The sequence below is a fragment of the Bradyrhizobium sp. CIR48 genome (assembly GCF_014198315.1).
Lineage (GTDB): Bacteria > Pseudomonadota > Alphaproteobacteria > Rhizobiales > Xanthobacteraceae > Bradyrhizobium.
This window is the reverse complement of sequence record NZ_JACIHG010000012.1, coordinates 1-23,796: the sequence shown is the minus strand read 5'-3', so window position 1 is coordinate 23,796 and position 23,796 is coordinate 1. Positions and strand designations below refer to the sequence as shown.

The 23,796-nt window shown below is 62.4% G+C and carries 25 protein-coding genes; 1 reads left to right on the top strand and 24 read right to left on the bottom strand.

Features of this window, described 5'->3' with window-relative positions:
* Nucleotides 1-8: 8 nt before the first annotated feature.
* From GGD66_RS31585 to GGD66_RS31510, 16 genes are all read right to left on the bottom strand, one after another.
* Nucleotides 9-272, bottom strand: a complete 264-nt coding sequence (locus tag GGD66_RS31585) for a VirB3 family type IV secretion system protein (protein WP_179734533.1) — start codon at nucleotides 270-272, stop codon at nucleotides 9-11.
* Complete coding sequence (locus GGD66_RS31580) at nucleotides 272-595, bottom strand: TrbC/VirB2 family protein (RefSeq protein WP_179734534.1); 324 nt, start codon at nucleotides 593-595, stop codon at nucleotides 272-274. Before GGD66_RS31580 ends, GGD66_RS31585 begins: the two co-directional genes overlap by 1 nt.
* A 1-nt stretch (nucleotide 596) precedes the next feature.
* Nucleotides 597-1,511 (bottom strand): P-type conjugative transfer ATPase TrbB, encoded by a 915-nt coding sequence (trbB, locus tag GGD66_RS31575; protein ID WP_183260353.1) that lies wholly within the window; start codon nucleotides 1,509-1,511, stop codon nucleotides 597-599.
* 229 nt (nucleotides 1,512-1,740) lie between these two features.
* A complete protein-coding gene (locus tag GGD66_RS31570) occupies nucleotides 1,741-3,069 on the bottom strand; it encodes a nitrate/nitrite transporter (protein ID WP_183260351.1) in 1,329 nt (442 codons plus the stop codon).
* 130 nt (nucleotides 3,070-3,199) lie between these two features.
* Complete coding sequence (locus GGD66_RS31565; RefSeq protein WP_183260349.1) at nucleotides 3,200-3,625, bottom strand: CopG family transcriptional regulator; 426 nt, start codon at nucleotides 3,623-3,625, stop codon at nucleotides 3,200-3,202.
* A 6-nt stretch (nucleotides 3,626-3,631) separates the two neighbouring features.
* Nucleotides 3,632-5,620, bottom strand: a complete 1,989-nt coding sequence (locus tag GGD66_RS31560; RefSeq protein ID WP_183260347.1) for a conjugal transfer protein TraG — start codon at nucleotides 5,618-5,620, stop codon at nucleotides 3,632-3,634.
* Nucleotides 5,621-5,656: 36 nt separating this feature from the next.
* Nucleotides 5,657-7,420, bottom strand: coding sequence for a DUF3363 domain-containing protein (locus GGD66_RS31555; protein WP_183260345.1), 1,764 nt, complete (start codon nucleotides 7,418-7,420; stop codon nucleotides 5,657-5,659).
* On the bottom strand, nucleotides 7,417-7,842 hold the full coding sequence (locus tag GGD66_RS31550; RefSeq protein WP_183260343.1) for a hypothetical protein: 426 nt from the start codon (nucleotides 7,840-7,842) through the stop codon (nucleotides 7,417-7,419). The genes GGD66_RS31555 and GGD66_RS31550 overlap by 4 nt, the downstream gene beginning before the upstream one ends.
* Entirely contained in the window at nucleotides 7,839-8,519 is a 681-nt protein-coding gene (locus GGD66_RS31545; protein WP_246789073.1) for a lytic transglycosylase domain-containing protein, read from the bottom strand. The genes GGD66_RS31550 and GGD66_RS31545 overlap by 4 nt, the downstream gene beginning before the upstream one ends.
* 152 nt (nucleotides 8,520-8,671) lie before the next feature.
* Entirely contained in the window at nucleotides 8,672-9,184 is a 513-nt protein-coding gene (locus GGD66_RS31540) for a S26 family signal peptidase (protein WP_183260339.1), read from the bottom strand.
* Nucleotides 9,181-9,645: a DUF2840 domain-containing protein gene (locus tag GGD66_RS31535; RefSeq protein ID WP_183260337.1), complete on the bottom strand. Its 465-nt coding sequence runs from the start codon at nucleotides 9,643-9,645 to the stop codon at nucleotides 9,181-9,183. Before GGD66_RS31535 ends, GGD66_RS31540 begins: the two co-directional genes overlap by 4 nt.
* Nucleotides 9,646-9,934: 289 nt before the next feature.
* Nucleotides 9,935-10,816, bottom strand: coding sequence for a replication initiator protein A (locus tag GGD66_RS31530; protein WP_183260335.1), 882 nt, complete (start codon nucleotides 10,814-10,816; stop codon nucleotides 9,935-9,937).
* Between the two features lie 21 nt (nucleotides 10,817-10,837).
* Complete coding sequence (locus GGD66_RS31525) at nucleotides 10,838-11,119, bottom strand: AlpA family transcriptional regulator (protein WP_183260333.1); 282 nt, start codon at nucleotides 11,117-11,119, stop codon at nucleotides 10,838-10,840.
* Nucleotides 11,120-11,252: 133 nt separating this feature from the next.
* Nucleotides 11,253-11,693, bottom strand: a complete 441-nt coding sequence (locus GGD66_RS31520) for a DUF2285 domain-containing protein (RefSeq protein ID WP_312014208.1) — start codon at nucleotides 11,691-11,693, stop codon at nucleotides 11,253-11,255.
* Between the two features lie 136 nt (nucleotides 11,694-11,829).
* On the bottom strand, nucleotides 11,830-12,024 hold the full coding sequence (locus GGD66_RS31515; protein ID WP_183260331.1) for a transcriptional regulator domain-containing protein: 195 nt from the start codon (nucleotides 12,022-12,024) through the stop codon (nucleotides 11,830-11,832).
* Nucleotides 12,025-12,189: 165 nt separating this feature from the next.
* Nucleotides 12,190-12,462: a DUF2285 domain-containing protein gene (locus GGD66_RS31510; RefSeq protein ID WP_183260329.1), complete on the bottom strand. Its 273-nt coding sequence runs from the start codon at nucleotides 12,460-12,462 to the stop codon at nucleotides 12,190-12,192.
* Nucleotides 12,463-12,608: 146 nt separating this feature from the next.
* Here GGD66_RS31510 and GGD66_RS31505 point away from each other — a divergent pair, with 146 nt between their 5' ends.
* On the top strand, nucleotides 12,609-12,857 hold the full coding sequence (locus tag GGD66_RS31505) for a helix-turn-helix domain-containing protein (protein WP_183260326.1): 249 nt from the start codon (nucleotides 12,609-12,611) through the stop codon (nucleotides 12,855-12,857).
* A gap of 102 nt (nucleotides 12,858-12,959) precedes the next feature.
* Here the strand turns inward: GGD66_RS31505 and GGD66_RS31500 are convergent, their stop codons facing one another.
* The 8 genes from GGD66_RS31500 to GGD66_RS31465 all read right to left on the bottom strand — a co-directional run.
* Nucleotides 12,960-13,280 (bottom strand): DUF736 domain-containing protein, encoded by a 321-nt coding sequence (locus GGD66_RS31500; RefSeq protein WP_018454792.1) that lies wholly within the window; start codon nucleotides 13,278-13,280, stop codon nucleotides 12,960-12,962.
* Nucleotides 13,281-13,468: 188 nt separating this feature from the next.
* Nucleotides 13,469-13,672 (bottom strand): hypothetical protein, encoded by a 204-nt coding sequence (locus GGD66_RS31495; RefSeq protein WP_183260694.1) that lies wholly within the window; start codon nucleotides 13,670-13,672, stop codon nucleotides 13,469-13,471.
* Between the two features lie 186 nt (nucleotides 13,673-13,858).
* Complete coding sequence (locus GGD66_RS31490) at nucleotides 13,859-14,308, bottom strand: hypothetical protein (protein ID WP_183260324.1); 450 nt, start codon at nucleotides 14,306-14,308, stop codon at nucleotides 13,859-13,861.
* A gap of 143 nt (nucleotides 14,309-14,451) precedes the next feature.
* Nucleotides 14,452-15,375 (bottom strand): DUF2493 domain-containing protein, encoded by a 924-nt coding sequence (locus tag GGD66_RS31485; RefSeq protein ID WP_183260322.1) that lies wholly within the window; start codon nucleotides 15,373-15,375, stop codon nucleotides 14,452-14,454.
* 338 nt (nucleotides 15,376-15,713) lie between these two features.
* Complete coding sequence (locus GGD66_RS31480; RefSeq protein ID WP_183260320.1) at nucleotides 15,714-16,775, bottom strand: toprim domain-containing protein; 1,062 nt, start codon at nucleotides 16,773-16,775, stop codon at nucleotides 15,714-15,716.
* Between the two features lie 15 nt (nucleotides 16,776-16,790).
* Entirely contained in the window at nucleotides 16,791-21,098 is a 4,308-nt protein-coding gene (locus GGD66_RS31475; RefSeq protein WP_409362389.1) for a strawberry notch-like NTP hydrolase domain-containing protein, read from the bottom strand.
* Between the two features lie 183 nt (nucleotides 21,099-21,281).
* The gene (locus tag GGD66_RS31470) at nucleotides 21,282-23,399 is read right to left on the bottom strand and encodes a ParB/RepB/Spo0J family partition protein (protein WP_183260318.1); all 2,118 of its coding nucleotides are present in this window, start codon (nucleotides 23,397-23,399) and stop codon (nucleotides 21,282-21,284) included.
* Between the two features lie 103 nt (nucleotides 23,400-23,502).
* Nucleotides 23,503-23,796 (bottom strand): zincin-like metallopeptidase domain-containing protein (locus tag GGD66_RS31465; RefSeq protein ID WP_246789072.1); only part of this gene is annotated, 294 nt, incomplete at its 5' end.

Genomic DNA, 23,796 nt, shown 5'->3' with positions numbered 1-23,796 from the left:
ACCGAAACTCAGAGGTTGAGATGACCGGGAATGCGCAAATGTCGGCGCACCACATCGACGAAGGCAGGATCGCGCTTGGCGGCCCAGACGGCGGCCATGTGGCCGATGAACCAGAGGACGAGACCCGCGATCCAGAGCCGCATCCCGAGCCCAAGGGCTGCCGCAAGCGTGCCGTTGACGATCGCGACCGACCGCGGCGCGCCGCCCATCAGAATCGGCTCAGTGAGCGCGCGGTGAACGGGCACCACGAAACCTGTGACCGGTTCATCCATCAGATCACCACGCCGCCGCCGAAGGAGAAGAACGACAGGAAGAAGCTTGAGGCAGCAAACGCGATCGACAGACCGAATACGATCTGGATCAGCCGGCGGAAACCACCTGACGAGTCCCCGAACGCGAGCGTGAGCCCGGTCACGACGATGATGATGACGGCGATGATCTTGGCGACCGGACCTTCAACCGACTGCAATATCTGATTGAGTGGCTGCTCCCACGGCATGTTCGAGCCAGCCGCCCACGCCGGTGCCGACGACAAAAGCACCGCGCCGAAGGCGGCCAACGATGCACCTCGAAGAAAGCGAAATTGCTGACGCATGTCAGTCTCCTGCTGATGAAAGGTTGTAATCACCGGCGGCCCCGAGCCCGGTGACGATGGCGAGCTCAGCGAGACGACGGTCAGCGCCGCGACCCGCGAGGACAGCGACGAGGTCGATGGTCTCGGCGATCAGGGCGCGGGGAACCGTGATGACGGCTTCCTGGATGAGTTGCTCGAGCCGCCGCAGCGCACCGAGCGCGCTACCCGCATGAATCGTGCCGATGCCGCCGGGATGGCCTGTGCCCCATGCCTTGAGCAGATCGAGTGCTTCGGCACCACGAACTTCGCCGACCGGAATGCGGTCAGGACGCAGTCGCAGCGAGGAGCGAACGAGATCTGATAGCGTGGCCACACCATCTTTGGTCCGCAAAGCCACTAGATTGGGCGCCTTGCACTGAAGCTCACGCGTATCTTCGATCAGCACGACCCGATCGGAACTCTTTGCCACCTCGGCAAGGAGCGCATTCGTCAATGTTGTCTTGCCGGTCGATGTCCCACCGGCGACCAGAATGTTCTTCCGTGCGGTGACCGCGTTCTGCAGGAACTTGGCCTGCTCCGAGGTCATGATCCCCCTGCCGACGTAGTCATCGAGCGTGAACACAGCGACAGCGGGCTTGCGGATCGCAAAGGCCGGTGCCGCAACGACCGGAGGCAAGAGACCTTCGAAGCGCTCGCCGGTCCCGGGCAATTCGGCCGAGACCCGCGGCGAGCCGGCATGCACCTCCGCACCTACGTGGTGCGCTACCAGACGAACAATGCGCTCGCCGTCCGCCGCCGACAGAGTTTCGCCTGTGTCGATCAGGCCATTCGACAACCGATCGATCCACAACCGCCCATCCGGATTGAGCATCACTTCGATGATCGCTTCGTCTTCGAGGTAGCCGGCAATCGCAGAGCCAAGCGCGCTGCGCAGCATTCGCGCGCCGCGCGAACTCGCTTCCGATTGAATGGAATGGATTGCCACCGTTCGCCCCCACCGAATGAGGACGTCCAACGAGCGTCCTCATATGGGGATGATTAGAAAAGGCACCGATGGACTTGGCGCAACAAGCGGCTTCAGTGATCGTAGACTAGCGTAGAAAAAGAAAGACTGAGAACTGATGTTTGAGGCCTACTCAACCGTATTGCACTCGGCGAGCTACCACTCACCACTCCGCATCGTCATCCGCGGGAAGGAGGATGAGCGAATCCTCATACGAGCTTACCGAAACGACAAGATCGAAAACATCAGCCGGCACCAAGAACGGAATCGGCCTCATCCGCGAAGCTAGGTATCCGGCCCAAGGCAGCGCGAACCAGAGCAGCGCCGCGATCTGAAGTGCTACGTTGAGACCGAACGCGACTTGATAGGCTTGGAGGGGCCTATGGCCACCATTCGCAGACCATTGCTCCAGGATCAGGCCAGTCCCGAATTGAGCCAAAAATGCCCAACCGAAGTGCAGGACGTTTAGAGCGCCATTGGCGCGACCAGCTAGCTCAGGCGGAAAGTAATCCGCTATCACCGCGAAGCTGGCCACAGTTGCCGTTCCGACAATGGCGACAACGGACCAGAGCACAATGGACGGCAGAGGCGCTCGCAAGATCAAGGCCAACTCAGCTGCGACAAACAGAACTGATACCATCACTAGAATCGTCTCCGTCCCGATTCCCCTCCGTTTGAGGTAATGGACCGTCGTACCGAAGAACCAGGCACCGCAGCTCAAGACGATCGACATCGTAAGAAGCTGTCGGACCAAACCTGCGCGATCAAGCCCCTCGACGTCTGTCAGCCATGGCGATGCCCACAAACCTTGCAGAGACCAGGCTGATCCAATGCAAGTCGCCGACAACGGTGCGATTCGCCAGAAGCGCCGATCGCCGAAAACGGAGCCAAGGGTTGCGTGCGCGGTTGATGGGACAATGGGTCGTTCAGGCACGACGACATAGATGAGAATGGCCGTCACACCCGTAGCAGCTGCCAGGATCTCAAAGAGCGGACGCCAGCCCATCCAAGCGAGCAGGTGTTCGACGGGAGTCGTAGCGGTCACCGCTCCTAGCGATCCCAGCATGATCATGTAGCCGTTCAGCAAGGTAACTCGTTCCCTGGGGAACCAAAGGATGATGGACTTCAGTCCTGCCGTCAGTGCCGCGGCCACGCCGAGCCCGATCATTGCGCGCGCGATCAAAAGTGACAGGAAGCTGGTCGATACCGCGAACAGCCCAGCGCCCGCAGCTGCGAGCAAGAGCAGAACACTTTGGACGCGCCGCGGGCCAAAGCGGTCAAGCAATACCCCGATGGGGATCTGAGCGGCCGCGAAAACAAGAAAATAGACCGACGTAAGCAACCCGAGGTCGGCAGTCCCAAGCCCGGTATCCGAACTTAGATGACCGGCGATCAGAGCGTTGATCGTTCGAAATAGATACGAAAGATAGTATCCGGCAGCAAAAGGGAGAAAAACGAACGCGATTCGACGCCATGCTGTTGAGATTTGCATGCTGGCCCCTTTTGCTCTCAGCTCGTGCGAGCCGATAGCGTGTCCAGCTTTTTGTCAGATCGGCTGAATTGCTGCGGTCGTAGACTGGCGTAGAAAAAGAAGGGACGGCGCAAAAGCGTATCCAGGACGCTCAGGCGTCGTCGGTCGGCTCGTGATAGCGGATATCTTCCGGAATTTCGCGGAGAAAACTTTGCCCCTTTTGCAGACGGCGTCCCAGCGCCTCGACAAATCCTTCAAAGCGTTCCCTGCCCTTTATTTGCGCGGCCGCCTGCGCATCGTTGGGTAGCGGCGGCGTGATCGTCAGCCAGAAACGAATGAACAAAGCCAAGGTCTCGGCCGTCAAACCCACGTCTCGTTCCAGCCTCTGCATCTGACGCGACAGCCGATCCAGGCGACGGGTAAACGCTGCCTCCCGCCTGTCCGCACCGTCCGGAGACAGAAACGAAGCGACGGCCGCTTCCACGATGGCAGACCGGGAAAGTTTCTTGCGATCGGCCAGGTCCGAGATCTGTTTCAGCAGTTCTGGCGGGAAGTAGACGTTCATCCGGTCGCGCATATCGCCTCAGAGCTCCATACCGTCATTCGGGTCTAGGGCGACTTGACGGGCGACACCGCGCATCTGCTGACGCATAAGTCGCGACTGGCGGACCGCATCCTCATCATCGTCAAGAACCGCGGCAAATTCCTCTGCCGGCGTCGGTTCGGTTGTCTCCTTGGCGATCGCGACGTGATCGGGGAGTTCGGGCTCACGACGGAGCCCGCTGTTCGCCGTGTCTTCCCCGGCCTCCGCGGCTTTGTCAGTTGGACCTCCCGTCGGCATCGGCGTTCCGAGCGCTGACCATCCGTCCGTTCGCAATGATCGGGGGGCCGTCGCCGGATCGGGCGGCGGCAGAACCCGCTCGGTGAATCGCCGATCCTCGTAGTAGCGGACCTTCTTCGCCCGGATCGGCGCCGTCCCCGCCACCATGACGATCTCGTCCATCGGCGGAAGCTGCATGACCTCGCCCGGGGTTAGAAGCGGTCTTGCCGTCTCCTGACGCGAGACCATCAGGTGCCCCAGCCACGGGTTCAATCTATGACCGGCGTAGTTCTTCATGGCCCGCATCTCGGTCGCCGTACCCAAGGCGTCGGACACGCGTTTGGCCGTCCGCTCGTCGTTAGTCGCGAAACTGACGCGGACGTGGCAATTGTCGAGGATGGCGTTGTTGGGCCCATAAGCCTTCTCGATCTGATTGAGCGACTGCGCGATCAAGAAACTCTTGATGCCGTACCCCGCCATGAAAGCGAGTGCAGACTCGAAGAAATCAAGCCGCCCAAGAGCCGGGAACTCATCGAGCATCATCAGGACTCGGTGCCGGCGGTCGCGAGCGTGCAAGTCCTCGGTTAGGCGCCGGCCGATCTGATTCAGCACCAGACGGATCAGGGGCTTGGTCCGCGAAATGTCGGAAGGCGGCACCACGAGGTAAAGCGTCGTTGGGCGGCTATCTGCGATCAGATCTGCGATCCGCCAGTCGCACTGGCAAGTCACCTTGGCTACCACGGGATCACGGTAAAGCCCAAGGAACGACATGGCGGTGGACAGAACGCCGGAACGTTCGTTCTCGGACTTGTTGAGGAGCTCGCGCGCGGTTGAGGCGATCACGGGATGGGCGCCCTGCTCACCAAGATGCAGCGTGGTCATCATCGCCTTCAACGTTACGTCGATCGGCCGCTTCGGGTCGGACAGGAAGGCGGCCACACCGGCCAAAGTCTTGTCTGCCTCGGCATAGAGTACATGGAGGATGGCACCGACCAGGAGCGAATGACTGGTCTTCTCCCAATGGTTCCGCTTGTCCAGCGAGCCTTCGGGATCGACCAGGACGTCGGCGACGTTCTGGACGTCGCGAACCTCCCAATCCCCGCGCCGGACCTCGAGCAGCGGATTGTAGGCTGAGGACTTTGGGTTGGTCGGGTCGAACAACAGGACGCGGCCATGCCGCGAACGAAAGCCGGCGGTCAGTTGCCAGTTCTCGCCCTTGATGTCGTGCACGATGGCCGAGCCGGGCCAAGCCAGCAGTGAGGGGACGACAAGGCCGACGCCCTTTCCCGAGCGAGTGGGTGCAAAACACAACACGTGCTCCGGTCCATCATGGCGGAGGTAGTTTTCGTCGAGCTTGCCCAGCACCACGCCATCCGGACCGAGAAGACCGGCTGCTCTGGCCTCCCTCGCATCGGCCCAGCGCGCCGAACCATAGGTCGCGACGTTCGTGGCTTCACGCGCCCGCCAAACCGACATGCCGATCGCCACCGCGATCGAAACAAAGGTTCCCGACGCCGCAATGAAGGCGCCCTCGACAAAGACCTGAGGCGCATAGGCGTCATACACGAACCACCACCAGAAGAAGACGGGTGGATAATAAATCTTGAAGCCCAACAATTCGAACCAGGGCCGCCCAAGCTCCGGTTGATAGGCGAGCCGCCAGGCCGTCCACTCGGTTGCTCCCCAGATGGCCAGTAAAACGATGAGGCCGACAACGATCACCTGTCCCCAGAGGATTTTGGTCCCGGACATTCCGAGTGTCCTTCCGCAACTGAATTGGAGAGATACCTAGAGGCCGAGGTCGCGCTTCCGACCAAAGCCCCATTCGATGCCGCCGCCGTCCTTCACGACGCCGGTGACGTGTTGGCCGAGTTTCTTTTCGAGTTCGCGCGACCAGGGCACGAGCTGGAAGCCGAGCCCATTATCGATCATGGCGAAGCGTCCCGAGGCGAGCGTCAGACGCTGGCGATAGGTGCCCGCCACATGCTCCCCGGAATCAGGCTTCACATGAGGCAAGCCGGTGTCGGCCGAGACCTTTGCGGCCACCTCGTCCAGTTCCCGTCGGCGCAAGGTGTTCAGGAGGTCGCGCTGTAGGATGATGCGTTGGCCCTGCCGCCGCGCCAGACCCTCCTGGATCAAATGCTCGGTGCGGGCTTCCATGGCGTCGCGAGTCTCGCGGCCGAATCCGCCCATGGCGAGCGGCATGGATTCGCGTTCGACCAGCCTGTGGTCAAGCCAAGTGGCCCCTCGTGCCGTGATCTGACCACCAAGGTCGAGATCGGAGCGGATCGCCAGCACCACGGTCGGTCGTGGATCGCCGGGTTGACCGAAGCGTCGGACTTCGACGATGCCACCGACCGGTGGCGCCTGTTCGAAGGCCTCGACCCCTCGGAAGCGCACATGATGCGCGCGTCCGTCCGTTCCGTCGATCAAGGCGTAGGCCTCGCCAGTCAGTTCGTCATGCAATCCACGGTCGATCAGCCGTCCAACAATCTGGGACGACAGCGGTCCACCTTCGATGACGAAGTCGGCAATGCCGCGCGCTTCTCCACGCTCGGTAAAGGCGCGGTGCATGGTCTTGATAATGTCGCCGCGCATGCCGAGGTCGCGCAAGCTACGCTCGGCCTCGAGTCCTACCATCCATTCTCCTGGTGCGGCGGATGAGGCAAGGCCCATCTTCTCGAGGTGTTGGAGCCGACCGACCATCAGGCGCCGGATCTCTGGATCGGACTTGCCAGGATTCTCGGGGCGAAGATCGATCGAGCCAGTCTCATCTGCCGCCAACCGGATCTCCCGATCGAGCCGCGTCCATCGTTCCGCCGTAACTTCCCTCTCCAGTGAATTGCGGATCTCGTGCTCGGGCTTTGGACCGAGCTCGATGGCGACCAACTCCTCGGCGCGTGAGCGCAGGCCCTGGCTGATGTAATCGCGGGAGATCACGAGGTCCGCCCCTTCCTCGTCTACGCCCCGAACGAGAAGATGGACGTGAGGATTGTCCGTATTCCAATGGTCGACAGCCACCCAATCAAGCCGCGTGCCGAGATCGGTCTCCATCTGCTTGGCGAGATCGCGGGTGAAGCCCTTGAGGTCGGTCATGTCGCCGGCGTCCTCGGGCGAGACGATGAACCGGAAATGATGCCGATCGTCCTTGCAGCGTTCTGCGAAAGCCGCGCTATCGGCTCGGTCGCAGCCCTCATCGAACATCTCGGCCCGCTCACCACTCCGGGTCACGCCGTCGCGCTTCAAATATGACAGGTGGGCAGTCAGTGGTGCTGAACGGAAGGCTCGCCCTTTATGACGAACCACGCGCGCCTTCACCACAACGCGCCGCCTCGGGCTGAATAATCTGGCGCGGCTAAAGGACAGGCGCCCGCGGCCAAACGTCGAGCGCCCATAGGCCGCAGAGCGCCTGCCAGCCGCAGCCTGCCCTGAGGTGTGCCCGGCCTTCTTCGCCGCCCGCAGCACCTGGTTGATGAAGCTCTTGGGCTTCGGCGCGCGTGTACTGCGGATTCGCCCGGGCCGGATACGCAGATCGCTGTCGCCCACGCTCACGGCAGGGTCCCCCAACGATCAAAAACACATACGGTGCCGAAAACGCCTTTGATTGCATTGGTAAAAATGTAAAGCGCGGCACGCGCCCCGACCGACCGGCACGCCAGAACCCAAGCCATGCCAATGGCTTGCGGTTCGACCGGCGAGCCCCTTTTATCTCGCCGTCCAGCTGTCGTGGCCTCCCAGTCGCCGGATCCCGAAAGAGCCGCCGCGACCTGGCAGCCGACTCGCGAAGCCCCTGCTGCTTCCGAGCGCTTGCGATAGCGATCGTTACCCGAAGGGCCGAGACACCCGAAGGGTGGCTCGGTGAGGAGCGAAGCGACGAGTAGAGCGCGGGCCGAAGGCATCGCCCATACGCCATCAGCACGTACCACTTGCTCGTTGAAGCACGTCAAAGTTTGCGAGCCCGCACGCTTGGTCATTGCGATACTCCCGAATCCGATCGAGGGACGAACATGCCGATTGGCCGGGGGACCATGGGCGAAACATCGGCCGCCGAGATTGCGGTCGTGACACCGCTCGACGGCATGAGCGCCAGCAACCGATCGCCCGTTTTCATGAGATCGGATCGCGGGACGAATAGCGTTGCAGCTGCTGATGACTGTCCGCTGGACGTCCACCTCGGCGGCAGGTCGATGGCAAGCAGATTTGCAAGCTTTGCGACGTATGCTCGCGTCTCGTCTGGCAGAGAGCCGCCTGCGAGATGTTCTTCATAGCGAGATGGTCCCGCGCTGTACGCGGCAAACACCCCAGGCGAGCCATACCGATCGAGCAGTTCGCGCAAGTACGCCGTGCCGGCCAGAATGTTGTCGTGCGGGTCGTAGGGGTCGTTCCCGAGATTGTAGCGCTCGCGAAGCTCCGCCCAAGTCGCCGGCATGATTTGCATCAGGCCCATTGCGCCTTTTGGCGATCTGGCGTGCACATCACCAGCACTCTCGATGCTTTGGACTGATCGGATCCAGTTCGGCGCAATCCCAAAGCGTTGTGCGGCTTCATTGATGAAGCCGGCAAATGACTGAGCGGCCTGACTGATCGCCGGCTGGGCGGCTGAGCCGCTCTGGGCCAAAGCAGCATTGTCGAACGCCGTCAGAAGAAGCATCAGGGGCGCGACAGCACAAACGCGCGTGCCCAATCGGCCCAAGCACGCGGTCGGGCTCGCGCCAGCCCTGCAGACATCGGTCGAGACGGACGAATGATCCCGCAATCGATCGAACGAGGGAATGGCGAGGAGAACGCGTCGATTACGCACGATCACTCCTCCCACGTCCACACCGGCATCGCACGGCCGATCACGCTAGATGCCGGAAGAAATCCAAAGTACCGGCCATCAAGAGAGTCATCCGACTGCCAGTTCATCAGAAATAGCTCGCCGTCACCGACGACGCGGCAGCCCTGCCATTTCGGCAGCGGCCGGCCACGTCTGTCCTGATCCTTCGCCTCGCCCACCGCGACGTCGTCGACCGAAATCGTGAGGCCGGTTCTGCAAACACTCTGTCCCGGAAGGGCGAGCACGCGCTTCAGCATCGGGACGCCAATGGGCAAATAGCCGTTAAGGTCAAGGAAGGTCGCGAGCGGCTCCGGCGGCTGCACGGCGACCAATTCAGTGACTTGGAATTGGTCCGCCGTTCCGAGGCGGTAGAGACCGATCGGCACGCTCGCGGATGCGTTCCAGATGTAAAGCGGAACCGGCTCCAGAACGATCGTCACGATGAGCGCAGCAGCGACCCCAATCGTCACGGCCAGCATCATGAGGCGGCCCGTCATCGCATCACCTTCTGGCGATGAAGCCAGGCCTGATGGCGCGCTTTCGTATACGGGCGCGGGCTTTCATTGACGGACAGGCGGTTGTGAACGTGATGCCAGTGATCAGGAGCAACGTCAGCCGGGTCGATGCCGAGCGCCTCGATGGCATCGGTCATTTGCAGCACTCGCTCGACCTTCGGCCAGCTGGACAGACGCAGCAAAATCTCTCCGCCGGGTGTCACATAAGGGACGGTCGAGCAGCGCTGTCCCTGAGCAACTGCGCGCAAGATATCGATCCGCGAGATGATCGTGCCGAAGTCGTTGGACGTCCAACGGACGAAGGCAAAGACGCTTCCGGGCGCAAATGACAGGACGCGTCGATGGCGATCAAGCTTGCGTTCCTTGACAATGCGACCGAACCGAACGCGGTTTTCGATGCGCTTCTCGAGCCACAACACTTCCACTTCGGTGAGATCGCTCATGCGGCGGCTCCGTGACGCTGGAGCTGGCAGGCGTGAGCTTGGGGTTCGGTCGAGAGTGTGTATGGCCTGCAAAAGCAGGCTGGCCTGTCGGACGGCCATTGCCGAGCGCCACCGACGCGGCTTTCGGCCTGCTCCGTTAGAAGAAATCCGAAGGATTTCTGGTTAGTAAAGTTAGAGGAGCTGGAACGCGCGGAGAAACAAGCTCTTAAGTCCGATTCCGGTCCCCGATAGCACGAGGGTCTGGTCCCCGATAGCACGAGGGTTGCGGTCCTCGATAGCACGAGCTGATTCACAGGTTGTCCTCCGAATTTGGAATGAGACCGCGGCGGCGCAAGCGTGCCGCTAAGGGATCAACAGGCGCAGGAGCGAAGTTCAGTCGCTCGGTGCCATTAGGATCACGCGTGAGCACGAGCTGGTAGCCGGGCAATGTCTGGCGCTGGACGATCTGGCGGACGTCGTAAGCAAAATGCTTGAGCGGCGAGATGATGCCGGACTTGGCATGAAGGTGCACAAGATCAAAACTCCAGCCACCATCCTGGCGTCCACCGTGCTTGCGTACGAGGCGGTAGAGCCACCGCTCAAGCCCACCCGTGAGGTCGAAATAGGCGCGGTCGATCGTCAGCACGAGCGCGTCATCGATGACGCCCGCGTAGAACCAATCAGGCAGAATCAGCTCGAGCCCAAATGGCCGACCGTTTGCATCGGCTGTTTCCTTCCACTCGTTGATCCAGGAGAAGCGGTGAGCCCGTCGTTCTGCCGGCTGGCGGATCGACGTCCGCACAGTCGTTGACTGAAGTCTGTCGAGACCTGCCTTCAGCCGATCATAATCACGTGCGCTGGTGCCGCGACCCACGAACGTCAAAATCTCGTAAGGCGTTGCAGCCATCAGGCGCGACGTCTTGAGACCAGCGTCACGTGCTTCGACAATCTGGGACGCGGCCCAGATCAGAACGTCTGCATCCCAGATGGTCGCCATGCCGTGTTCCGGCACGGCCTCGACACGAATTGCGATCGCACCCGCGCGGAAATCGATCGGCACGATCCGCTTGGTCTTTGCGAGGGAAAAGAACGGATAAGCCATCAGGTCCTGAGCATCGCGGGGTGCAAGATCGCCGGGCAGCGCCCGAAAGAGCTCAAGCTGATCGCGCTCGGAATGGTATTTGCGTCGCATTGCCACTGCTCTCACGCGTGATCAGCGACGTTCCTGACCTGCATAGGGACGCAGGGCCGGATGCTTCTTGGCCGGCAACACGGTGCCCTTACCGGGATCGGAGGTCGACGTCTTGGCACCCCGGTCGGCCCACGCTTTCAGGTCATCGACGGCGTAGACGACGCGACCACCGATCTTCCGATAAGTCGGCCCTGTGCCATATGTCCGATGCTTTTCGAGTGTGCGGCCTGACAGGCCAAGATAGCGCGCGGCCTCTGTTGTACGCAGGAATCGCGGTGGTAGGCCGGCCATGGGATCGGGCATTTGAGGACTCCAGGAGGACATCGCACTACGCCTGGCTAGGCCAGCGTGTGTGCGGTCATCATGGAGAAGCAAGATCTCGGAGGGGGATGCCGAATATGGAGGGGGCGATTTCCGGCACCCCTCGGGGACTGCGCTACTCGTCTCTGCGCCCGGGCCGCAGGAGTTTGCGGTAACCACCGCGCATCAACGCGAGGCCGCCTTGCACCAGCCGGACCGTTCGATTGCGCAGATCATGCGTCTTCCAGGCGCGATCGGGGATTCGCTTTTTGCCGAAGAGCGCTTCGGCGATAACGCGATAACTGCCGCCTGCGCTATGCGCGTCAAGCGCGCGGATCGCGGCGCTCAGGCGTTCGCGCCGCTGTTTAGATAATTGATGAAATGCAGGACCTGGCGCGCGTCCATTCATCGCGCGCCACAGCCGGCGGGCTGCAAACGCACGCGCGTCGATATCGCCGTCGAACGGCAGTTCGGCTGCGTATGGCGCGCCGAGCGCCGGCGGCTCTTTGGACCAAACGCGGTGATCTACCGCACCGATGCGCAGCACGGCATGCCAGCCGTCGACGGCGCGGCGCACCTGGCCAGCTCTAAGGTCAAGCAGTGGCCTAAACGCCGGCACGAGATCGGCCGTCGAAGCAACCGTCACCGGAACAACCGACGCTAAGACCTCAGGCGTCCAAAAGATCGTCTGCTCGTCGAATGACCTCTGCGGGTCATGGGCGAAAGCAGAGGCCCCACCTCCTCCTGAATTCGTCAGTCACTTCGCCGTTCGGACTGTTGGCAATCATCACCTCGTACTCACGTCGATAGTCCGCGTTGCGGCGAAGACATTCCCAGGCGATGTCGGTGATTTCGGCGTCTTGTAGGCTCTTGTAGGAATCCGGCGACCGCCAGTCGAATTCAGGCATTGCTTCCGCCCCATTGCACGCAGCTAACAACGATTGCGGCGCAATAGGTATGAACGAAGCGGTTGTAGGAAGCCCCTAGTTTGGCACCACGTGGTGCTCCGGAATGACCACCCGCTAGCAAAAGAAAATCGTTCTGCCTGCAAGTCGCCAGCCGCTGAGTTTCTTCTAATTCGAGCCGGTGCCGCGTAATAGGTGGCCCTGCTCAGTCGCCCATTTGGCGCGCGCGAGATGACTCTGATATGCGCTTCGCGCACGCTCCGGCTCCTGCACCGGATCGATATGCAGCACCACTCGAGCGACTTCCATCCAGTCAGCCCCTTCGCTTTCGGCCTGCAGAAGGCGCATGTAGGTCACGACATGCTGCTCATCGTAGACAGTGAGAATTTGATCTGCAGGCGCAGCGTCGGCGACGTCTGGGTCGAGCGGCGGCTTCCTCATAAGACTCCATGCCTTAGTTTAGACAATTTCTAACACGCGGGCAGGAAGGAGCAGAAGCGCCAAAATTGTCGCGGGAGCCGTCCGGGTCGCGTTTTGTCGAGAATACTCCGTGGTGAAATACTCTTCAAGGACATGCGCTCTCGCGTATGGATATACGCGAGATACTTGCAATCAATTTGCGGAAGCTCCGGCAGGCCCGTGGTTTGTCACAGGAGGAATTGGCTCATCGTGCTGAAATTGACCGCACTTATATCAGCGCACTCGAGCGAAGCGTTTATGCGGCGGGTATAGACGTTGTCGATCGGCTCGCGCGCAGCCTGGGCGTTGAGGCCGCCGACCTGCTCACTCGCCCGCCCACAAGCGCCAAGAAAAAGGCTCGGGGGCAGACCGAGTGATTGATGTCGCGCCGCTCGATCCGGCGGCCGGTTCGCGCTCACTGATGCCTGGAAGATGAGAAGCCCCGCCCGGCGGACCGGACGGGGCTTGGTGGAGTGGGCCTACTCGCCGTTCTTGCGAGGCCGCGACCAGAGCAAGGTGTAGCCCTCGCCGCCTTCGTCATCGAACAGGTTCGCGTAGATCGGCGCGTTGAACGAGGGGTCGTCGAGCTTGAGCGAGAGGTAGTCGCGGCCTTCCTCGGAACGCTTCGACCAGGCTGCGCCGATCTCCGCGCGACCCACATAGATGCGGTGGCTGGGAGCGTTGTCGTTGGAGCGGTTGGTCTCGGCGACGATGCGGACGCCCTTGGCTTGCAGGCTCAGGGTGACGATTTCGCCCTGGAAATCATTGCCGACCTTCTTGAAAGAACCGATGTTAGCCATGTCACTTCTCCTGTTGTGTTTCGAGCCCGCGACCATCGCGGCCTCGATGGCGATCTAGGGCCGAGGACGATCGGCGACGCACCCGCTCGGGCCGGAGCGCAGCGGAGGACGTCGTTGTGGCGACTTTCTTGTCTCGCGAGGAATGGGCGAAGCCCAGGGGAAGAAAGTCGTATCAACGGCGTTGCGGCTCAGACGATCGAGGCGAAGCCGGTCTTCGGCCAGATCAAGCCATCAACGAGGCCTCGTGCGTCCGCGTGCTGAACCACAATCTTACGGAGAAGCGTGGCTATCTCGGTTTTGATGAACAAGAGGTCGGAACGATTCAGCGCGGAAAGAGAAAAAATCCGCTGCAAAAAGGCGGTATCATCTCCCAAGAACGGATCGAGTAACACCGCTCCGTCGCGGCTGCGTGGGCCAACCGAAATGCCGGCTTCTTAGTCGACGAGCTCCGAAGAGGACTGCCTCTCCCGCGCTCAAGCTTCAATCATCTCCCGTTCAACGCGCCGATCTGCGCGAGCCTGTTCGACGATGAAGGCGGAAAACGCACATCGTTCGGTCCATGCGGCCGTAAGAATTGGTTAGGACCGGTTCTCCATCACCCCGCCCGGCTCGAACGGGCGGGGCTTCGCCAAAACCACCAAGCGCCTCCATGACGTGACGCCAATGCAAACCGCGCCGAGCCAAGCGAAGACCTCACGCCAAGCCAGCGAAGGCACCCCGATATCCGACACGGCGAACACCACATGATAGCCGGCAACCGCAGCCGGAACAGCGAATACTGCCGCGATCCCAATGCACAAGGCCGAGGACCGAGTAACAGCAAAGGCGACCTGGCCGAGCACAAGCGTCAGCGCACCGCCGGCCGTTGCGATAAGCAGCGCGCCAACGAGGCCGGCGCCGCTCTGAAACGCCGTCATTCCGATACTCAGCGCGATGAAAAACGGCAGGGCATACACTGCGAGCGCGAAAATCGCCCAGCAGAACAAGCCAATTCCGAGTGTGTTGAGAACAAGCCCAAGGGCGAGCATGGCGGTGGCTCCATGTGCATAGATCTACCTGTCGCGCCTTCCACCACCACCACGGCGCAACTCTGGATATGAGACCGAAAAGGAGGCGGAGTTGCGGCGTGAGCAATTCACGCCTCGCAGGCTTAGAGTCGAGAAGATGGCGCTCACGCGCCGCCGAACCTCCAGACGGGGATGCCGAGCCGCTTCGCCTTGTCGGCGAGGTTGTCCTGGATGCCCGTGCCCGGGAAGTGCATGATGCCGATCGGCAGCAGTTCGAGCATGGCATCGTTGCGCTTGAACGGTGCCGCCTTGGCATGTTTCGTCCAGTCGGGCTTGAAGGCGATCTGAGGCACCTTACGGGTGGTCGCCCATTTGGAGGCGATCAGTTCGGCCCCTTTGGGCGAGCCGCCATGGAGCAGGACCATGTCGGAATGTTTCGCGTGAACCTTTTCGAGGCGATCCCAGATCAGGTGATGGTCGTTGAAGTCGAGGCCACCGGTGAGTGCGATCTTCGGTCCTGAAGGCAGCATGATTTCGGTCTCGGCGCGGCGCTTGGCCGCGATGAAGTCGCGGGAGTCGATCATAGCTGCCGTCAGCGTGCGATGATTCACCAGTGATCCCGATCGCGGACGCCAGAATGAGCCGGTCTGGGTCTCGAAGCGCTCGATGGCCTGGTCACGGAAGAGCTCCAGGCAGTTGCGGCGCTCAATCAGCGTGATGCCTTCCGCCGTGATGCGTTCGAGTTCGACGGATCGAACTTCGGAGCCATCCTGCTCGCGCTGGCTCTTCTGCTGCGCCTGTTCGTTGTCGTCGAGTTGGCGACCGATGCGGTCGACGGCACGATGGAACAAGTTGACAGTCGACCAGAGCAGATCGTCGAGGTCCGGCTCGAGCCGCGTGTCGCTCAACGTGGCGACCAGGGCATCGAAGATGTCAGCGACGGCACCGGTAATGATCCTGCTCTCGGGAAGCGGCCGTGGATCGGGCTGGTCGTCGAAGGGGCGGTAACCGAAGAGCTGCAATTCGGTAAGAACGTGTTCGGTCGCTGATGCGGCGTGCGGCGGTTCGATGTCATCGTGATCGGTCATGGAGGCGATCCTTTGCCGGATCGGCCGCGACCATCGCGGCCTTCGTGGCGATCACTCAGACGGCAGGCGGAACGGGCCAGAATCCGGAGCGGAGCGGAGGGCCGAAGCGCAGCGGAGGATGGCGGAGGCCGGCTATTTTGCTTCGCGATGCAAAGCGCGCTCGCCAGATGGCTAATGTGTCTTCTCGTCGCCGGCGCGCGGCGGAAAATAGCCGGACGCAGCCATTGCCGGCCCGAGCCGCTTGCCGTCCGATCGCCCTCTAGAAGGCCGTGGTCGCGTCCTCTTCCGGCAGTGGCCGCACCGCGACCGACCTGTCGACGCCCATCGAATTGCCGGGGCTATTCCGCGGTTGCCATCGACGAATGCAGGAAACGGACGACGTCCTCCGGTACGAGTTGCAGTAGCAACGCTGCTCGGAGGGCTTCGAGGCCGAAGATGTGCAGATCTTCGTTGAAGTCGCCCAGCCGGGGCGACAATGCGATCACTTCAATGCCGGTGGCTTCTGCGCGCTGGGTGAGAATAGCCTGTACGGCATCTCCGGCGGCATCTGCGTCACGGGCGACATAGAGTCGGCGTAGGCCAGACGGCAGCAACATGGCTGAGAGGTGATTGGCCGAGAGAGCAGCGGTCATGGGCAAGGTCGGCAGTACATAACGCAGCGACAGCATGGTCTCGATCCCCTCGCCCGCAGCGAGCACGTCATCCACCACGCCGAAGCGAACGGCGTTACCAAGCAGGTCGCCCATGGCCCGTCGTGGCGTGTCGATCGGGGCCTTACCGAGCCGCACGCGATCAAAGCCGTGTGGATCTAGCCAGGTGCGATGCACGCCGGTGATCCGGCCCTCGAGGTCCGTGACAGAGCCTATCATCGCCGGCCAGGTTTCTGTCGGCAAATGCTCGTCCGGTCGGTAGTAGCAACGTGGGTGGAAGCGCAGGCTACCACCATGGTGGATTTGGCTTATTCCACGACGTTGCAAATACGTTTCCACCACCGTCCCTTCGATCGGACCGGACATCGCAAAGAGCCGACGAGCAGCTTCCTGCGAACCAGCGGGCGCCATCGAACGAAGGGGTTTTGCGACCGGCTGGGGCTCATGACGAGGCAGCTTCAGAAAGCGCCTCGCCTCCCCGGCGACCTCGCGGAAGCCTCGCAAGGCCAGGCTTTCGCGGATGATGTCGAGGAGATCGCCATGCTCCCCGGTCGCGGCATCGGTCCATTTGCCGGCGGGGCCCTTCGACGATTCCTGGAGCCGCACAAATAACGAGCGGCCCGGGGTGTTGTGGACGTCGCCAACCACCCAGTACCGCCCCGCCCGCTTACCATTGGGGAGATAGTGTCGGCACACCGCCTCGGCCTCGCGCGCGAGGCGGCGTGCCAGCTCGGAGACATCGCCAGACATCACGCGGCCTCCCGCTCAGTGACGCCCGTGACCGGATAGGTGTCGAGCACCCTCGACAGGACCTCGATGCCGCTCGCGTCCGTGGGCACGAACATGCGCAGCTTCCAGGAGATGATCTCCCCAAAGAGGCCGTAAACACGGAGGCGATCGCGTATCGTGTCGTTGAATCCCGACAGCTCGATGCGATGTGCACCCATCACCCGGACGCGGCGAAGCTGAAGTCCCTCTGCGAGATCGAGGACGGTCCGTCCTTCCACGAGCGCGGCAAAGGCGGCATCCGGCGTCAGCGAAGGCGCGTCCGCCGCAAGGACGCTTGCGACCCAGACAGCAGAGACCTTGCGTCCGATGATGCGTTCGCCCGCGTCGGTCTGAAGGCGATAGACGCGGGTCGATTCCTTCGGCAGCCGCTTCCAGATGGGGAGCAGCAAGCCCGCCACCACGTGGATCGTGCTTTCCGTGAACTCGGGCACCTCGGCAAGCTCCGCCCAGCCAGGCCGCAGCGAAGCGCCCACGGTCCGCTTCGATCCAGTGGCTCTCCGCCATCATGCTCAAGGGGACCGTGTGCTGATCCATCGGCCGGATCAGACGGACGCGCCGCTCGATCTCACCGTCATCGAGCATGACGCTCGCCGCCGGGACCTGCACGGCGGCTCGTCCCGAGCGCTCATTGACGAGCAGGACGGCCTGACGATCGGAAAGACGAGCAAGAGCGTCATCCAGACTCACCGGATGATTGCGCTGGCGCTGGGCGACCGTGAGCAGCCGGGTCTCGGCGCCGGTCCCCGGATGGTCATAGATCGTCCGCCGGTCGGTGACGACAAAGCTCTCGGCACGGAGGGTTTCCAACCCGACGTCGTAGGTGCCGGATGCAACCGCGCCTTCGATCCTCGCGGTCAAGAGCTGCTCGAAGGCGGTGAACAGCACATTCTGTAGGTCGATGGTGAGCGCGAGCAACCTGTTGAGGAAGGTCGTGATCGGGGGCAGCTCATCCCTGAGCCCATTGGCATCTGTCAGCTTCAGGCCGGTAGCCTCCTCGAACTTCTCGAGCGAGCAGCCGTCGACCTTGCCTCGCGCGAGCAGCGTGTAGAGCTGACGCAACGCATCACGTCCGTACTGGCTTTCGAGATTGTCCTCGGGCCGGAACAGACCCTGTCCTCCGGTCTGACGTTGGCCGCGCGTAATGGCTCCCAACGTATCGAGCCGGCGGGCAATGGTGCTGAAAAAGCGCTTTTCGGCCTTCACGTCGGTCGCAATCGGACGAAACAACGGTGGCTGCGCTTGATTGGTCCGGTTTGTGCGGCCGAGGCCCTGGATCGCGGCATCGGCCTTCCAGCCGGGCTCGAGCAGGTAGTGGACGCGCAAGCGGCGATTCCGGGCCGACAGTTCGGCATGGTAGCTCCTCCCCGTGCCCCCAGCGTCGGAGAACACGAGGATGCGCTTGACGTCGTCCATGAAAGCCGAGGTCTCGGCGAGGTTGGCTGAACCGGCTCGATTTTCGACCACCAGCCGGTCGCCCTTGCGAACGATGCGGCGCGAGCGGCCCGTCACCTCGGCAACCAGTTCGGTGCCGAAGCGCTGGATGACTTGATCCAGTGCCCCAGGTACTGGCGGTAGTGATGCAAGCTTCTCGATGAGGCGGTCGCGTCGTGCGACGGCTTCCCGACTCTCGACCGGCTGGCCGTCGCGGTAGACAGGCCGGGAACAGAGGTTACCTTCAGAGTCGGTAAAGAGCTCATAGAGCTGGACCGGAAAGGAGTGGGCGAGATAGTCGAGGACATACTCGCGCGGCGTGATGTCGACCTGGACGTCGCCCCACTCTTCAGTCGGGATCTCGGCGAGCCGGCGCTCCATTAGCGCTTCGCCCGTCGACACGATCTGGATGACCGCGGCGTGTCCAGCCTCAAGATCGTGCTCGATCGATCGGACCAGCGACGGGGTCTTCATCGAAGTCAGGAGGTGGCCGAAGAAGCGCTGCTTCGCGCTTTCGAAAGCGGAACGTGCCGCAGACTTGGCCTGCCCGTTCAACGTTCCAGTTGCACCGGTGATGTTGGCGGCCCGCATCGCCGCATCGAGATTGTTATGGATGACGCTGAACGCACCGGCATAGGCATCGTAGATGCGAACCTGCTCCGGCGTAAGCTGGTGCTCAACGAGGTCGTACGCGACGCCCTCGTAGGACAATGAGCGAGCCGCATAGAGACCGAGCGCCTTGAGGTCCCGCGCAAGCACCTCCATCGCCGCGACGCCGCCCTCCTCGATGGCTTCGACGAACTCGGCACGCGTGGCAAACGAGAAGTCGGCGCCGCCCCAAAGGCCAAGGCGCTGGGCATAGGCGAGGTTATGGACCGTGGTGGCGCCCGTCGCCGATACGTAGACCACACGAGCATTTGGCAAGGCGTGCTGGAGCCTAAGGCCGGCGCGCCCCTGCTGAGATGCAGCCTGTTCACCGCGCTCGCCCTTGCCCCCGACCGCATTCTGCATGGCGTGGCTCTCGTCGAAGACAATCACTCCGTCGAAGTCCGAACCCAACCATTCGACGATCTGCCTGACACGCGAAAGCTTCTCACCGCGCTCGTCGGTCCGTAGCGTGGCGTAGGTGGTAAAAAGGACGCCTTCCGCGAGCCGGATCGGCGTGCCTTGGCGGAAGCGCGAGAGTGGCGTAACAAACAGCCGCTCCATGCCGAGCGCGGACCAATCGCGCTGCGCATCCTCGATCAGCTTGTCGGACTTGCTGATCCAGACCGCACGGCGTCGGCCCTTGAACCAGTTGTCGAGCAAAATCCCGGCGACCTGCCGCCCCTTGCCCGCCCCGGTGCCATCGCCCAAAAACCAGCCGCGGCGAAAGCGGACGGCATTTTCGGTGTCGTCGCGCGCGGCGGCCACAACATCAAAGGTCGTGTCGACCGTCCAAGCGCCTGCCAGGAATTCGGAATGCGCCTCGCCGGCATAGATAATGCTCTCGAGCTGAGCATCCGACAGAACTCCGTCGTCCATGACATTGGCGGGCAGGTGCGGACGATAGGATGGCTTCGGTGGCGCAACGGACGCCATCGCGGCAGACTGCACGAGCTTGGTCGGATGTGCGCATGATCCGGGAATGCAGATCGACTGTAGTCCGTATTCCTCGTAAAGCGCATCGGTCAGCCGGGCGCCTTCCGGCGGCGACCATTCGACCGTCTGGTATGCAAGTTCGGCACTTTCTGGCGCTGCGCTTATTGAAAAGGACGATGAGCGCGGTGCAACGGCGCTGGTCGATCGCGACATCGCTGGCCGCCCGATAGCAGCGATCGGCGACGGCGTGGCAATGGGCAGCCTTTGAGGCACATGCTGGTCCACCCAGTCAAGCAAGGTAGCGACATCGGCCGCCATGCCTGGCGAGGCAGGAAAAGCCGTCGGATCGGCAGCGGGCAGCTTGTCGATCACAAGCAGCCTTGTGTCCGTCTGAGTACCGTGCTTGGCGTAAACGGCGCCATCGACGGCGGCGGAAAACACCACGCGCCCGCGTTCCTGCAGCCGCACAAAGGCATCTCGCCATGCCGGGCTATCCGGCGCGAAGTTAGCGCCAGCTATGGCGACGAGGCGTCCACCGTCGCAGAGACGCGCGAGCGCCGAAGCGATGTGGCGGAGGGCCGCATCCGCCATCCGTCGATCGACATTCGGCACCGCGGAGAACGGCGGGTTCATCAGAACGACGCTCGGCGCGACACTCACGTCGAGGTGGTCATCGATCTGAGCAGCATCGAACTGCGTGACGTTAACGCCCGCGAATAGATGGTCGAGCAACCCCGCCCGGGTCTCGGCCAACTCGTTCAACATCAAGGCGCCGCCGGCGAGCTCGGCAAAGATGGCGAGCAAACCGGTCCCCGCGGAGGGCTCCAGAACGCGATCGGCGGATGTAATAGCGGCTGCGGTGCATGCAACCAGCCCAAGCGGGATCGGCGTCGAGAATTGCTGAAGCGCCTGACCGTCCTCGGAACGCCGCGTGTGCGTCGGCAGACAGTTCGCGACTTTCGCCAGCATCGGCAGCATGGCGGCCGTCGAGCCAGCCCTCGCCCGCATCGCCGGACCGAACTTGCGAAGGAACAGAATGGTCGCCACCTCGCAGACGTCATAGGCGGTCTTCCAGTTCCAGGCACCGGCCGCGTCGGAGGCGCCGAAGGCAGCCTCCATGGCGCTACGCAGAACAGCTGCATCGATGCGCCGGCCGCGTTCGAGTTCGGTCAGGAGCTGTCGCGCGGCCCTGACAGCGGCGGAGGTGAAAGTTGCAGCGGCGCGCAACGAAAGCGGCGCGGCGGCAGCGCCGCCGGCGAGAGATTCGGTCATGGCAGGTGTCTCAGGAGAGCAGGAAGGGGCCGAACCGCCAGGCGCTCTCCTCTGACCTCAACGGCTCAAACCCTTCCCGGCCCGCTCTCCCTCTCAGACCTCGGGCATAAAAATGGGGACCAGCGCTGCGCACCGGTCCCCAAACAACCACGGGACGGCCGAAGGCATCCCGCTCAATGGACGTCACTCAGCCGCGTCGAGCTGTTGCGGATCGTCGTCGCTGCCGTTCTCCTGATCCTCTTCATAGGCGAGGAATTCGGGCAGCGAGCCCGCTTCGCCCTCCTGCCCCACTGGCACTGCATCGGGATCGACGAGACGCAGCGGCTCCGGCAACCAGCCCGAGCCATCCAGAAGACGCTCGGCCTCCTTGGCCATGTCGGCCTTCTTCAGATGGTCGATCAGTTGCGCCGACGACTCACCCTTGGCTTCCCGCACTGCCTCCAGAATGCGCGGCTTGGTGACCCGGCCGAGATAGTTGTCGACGGTCGGTCGCCAGCCAGCCTGCACCATGTCGAGTTCGACCGCGCGCGCCAGCACATCGGCCTGGTCGAGACGGGTGCGGACACCGTGAGCGGAGACACGGCCTTGATTGTAGCGGTTGGCCGGCTCATAGACGGCGTTGACCGCAAACGACGCACAGTGGGCGAACAGCGACGCCTGTGCACCACCATCGAGAGCCGTCAGCGCATCCCAGAGATCGTTCTCGCTCTTCGGCAACCGTGCCTTCCAGGCCTCATGTCGCGCCTCGACGGCCTTAGCGGAGACGCTTTCTCTCAGCCCGGGAGCTTGAGCTGGAAAGTTCGGCGTGCGAAGGCCGATCTCAAGACAGCTCGCGGATGATGCGAACCGGTAAAAGGCCGTCAGCACGAAGTTATGCAGCACTGCCTGGAACGCTATCGCAGGATTTTCTGCCAGTGCATCCCGCAATGCCAGCGTACGATGTGCCGTCAGTTCGGTAATCAGCCGATCCGGCAGAGGCCTGGCCGCGTCCTCATCATCCTCTTCGGCATCAGCAGCGCCACCTGTGACTGCGATGATGGTGCGCTGGATTGAAGTGCCAGGCTCCTGCCCTTGGGTCGACGACGGGTCGGCGGCCTGCGCGACATCAGGATCGGTTGCCGGCACCTCGTCCTCTGGCCGGACGTAACCCCGGCCCACGGCGAGGCGCCCTTCGGAATCGATGCTGATGAAGACACCTGCTCGGGCGATCTCCGTCGGTTCGTAAAGCATCGGCCGGTTTTCGAATGCCGCCACTGCCGACTCGATTTCGCCGAGACGCTGGTCAACCTCTTCGGGCAACTCGTCCGCATCCTGGTACTCGGCTTCCAGCTTGGCTTGCTCGGCATTGAGAGCATCGATGGTGGCCTGCTCCTCAGGCGAGAGATCGACAGGCTTGCCTTCGATTTCTCGTAGGCCTTGGGCGTGACCGTAGGGGAACTCTACGGCGACTGAGATCCACTTCCAACCTTCGGCCGCGATGGCCTCAGCATCGGCTTTAAGCTTTTCGGTCACGAGGCGGTCGAGCAGTACAACGTCCTGAAGCCAGCCGCCGTCGTCGTGTTCGAACAGATCCCGCAGAACGCCGCCACCCGCACGCTGATAGGCATCGAGGCCTACGAATTGGGCCCGACGATCGGAACCCCGCACGGTGTTCTCGGTAAGCGTGCGGCGGATCTGGTATGGCTCGTCATAGTCGGAACGGCTGACGTTCTCCCAGACTTGCTCCTGGCGGGCGTGATCGGCAGTGACTGAGAACGCCATGAGCTGCTCGAGCGTCATGCCGTCTTCGGCATAGACCTCGTGCAACTTCGGCGAGACCGACGCCAGGCGCAGCCGCTGCTTGACGATCGCAGGGTTCACGAAGTGCCGCGCGGCGATGTCTTCCTCGCTCAGGCCGAGATCGCGGAGTGTCTGGAAGGCCCGAAACTGATCAAGTGGATGCAGGCCGACCCGCTCATCGTTCTCCGCCACCGAATCGTCTTCGGCGATACCCCCTTCGCGAACGACGCACGGCACCGCCTGCGTCTTCGACATGCGCTTCTGTTTCACCAGGAGCTCGAGAGCGCGATAGCGCCTGCCGCCCGCTGGCACCTCGAACATGCCGGTCTCGTTGCCATCTGCATCAACAACGGCCCGGACACTCAGGCTTTGCAGAAGCGTCCGCTGCGCGATGCTCTCGGCCAGCTGCTCGATCGAGACACCGGCCTTGACGCGGCGAACGTTCGACTGGCTGAGCACGAGCTTGTTGAAGGGAATGTCCCGGGAAGGCGACAGCGTGATCTTTTGTATGGCTTTCGTCATTTTGGCTCTCCACGACGGGTGGCCGTGAGACTCTCTCTCGGCTTCCAACCCGTCGCGAACAGCCTCCCCTCCTCTCACTCTCGCGCGGCCAAGGGGCCAAGCATCACGCCGCCTCGTGATTGGCGACAGCCGAATCCAGCGATGCGGGCTCAACGGACCCGGGAACGAAGCCCAGCAAATAGTCCACGGCCTTGCTCGCCTGCGAGGCGGCCCGCACGATGGCCCGATTGTCTTCGCGCAGGACCTCAAGCCAGGAGCCGATATAGTCGGCATGGCGCACGGTCGGCACGATCCCGAGCGATGCGCAGCTGAACGCGGAGCTCAACTCGGCGACATATCCTGACAGTCCAGCCCCTTTTTGAAATCTTACCCCGTTGGGGATGGTGGTGATCATGCC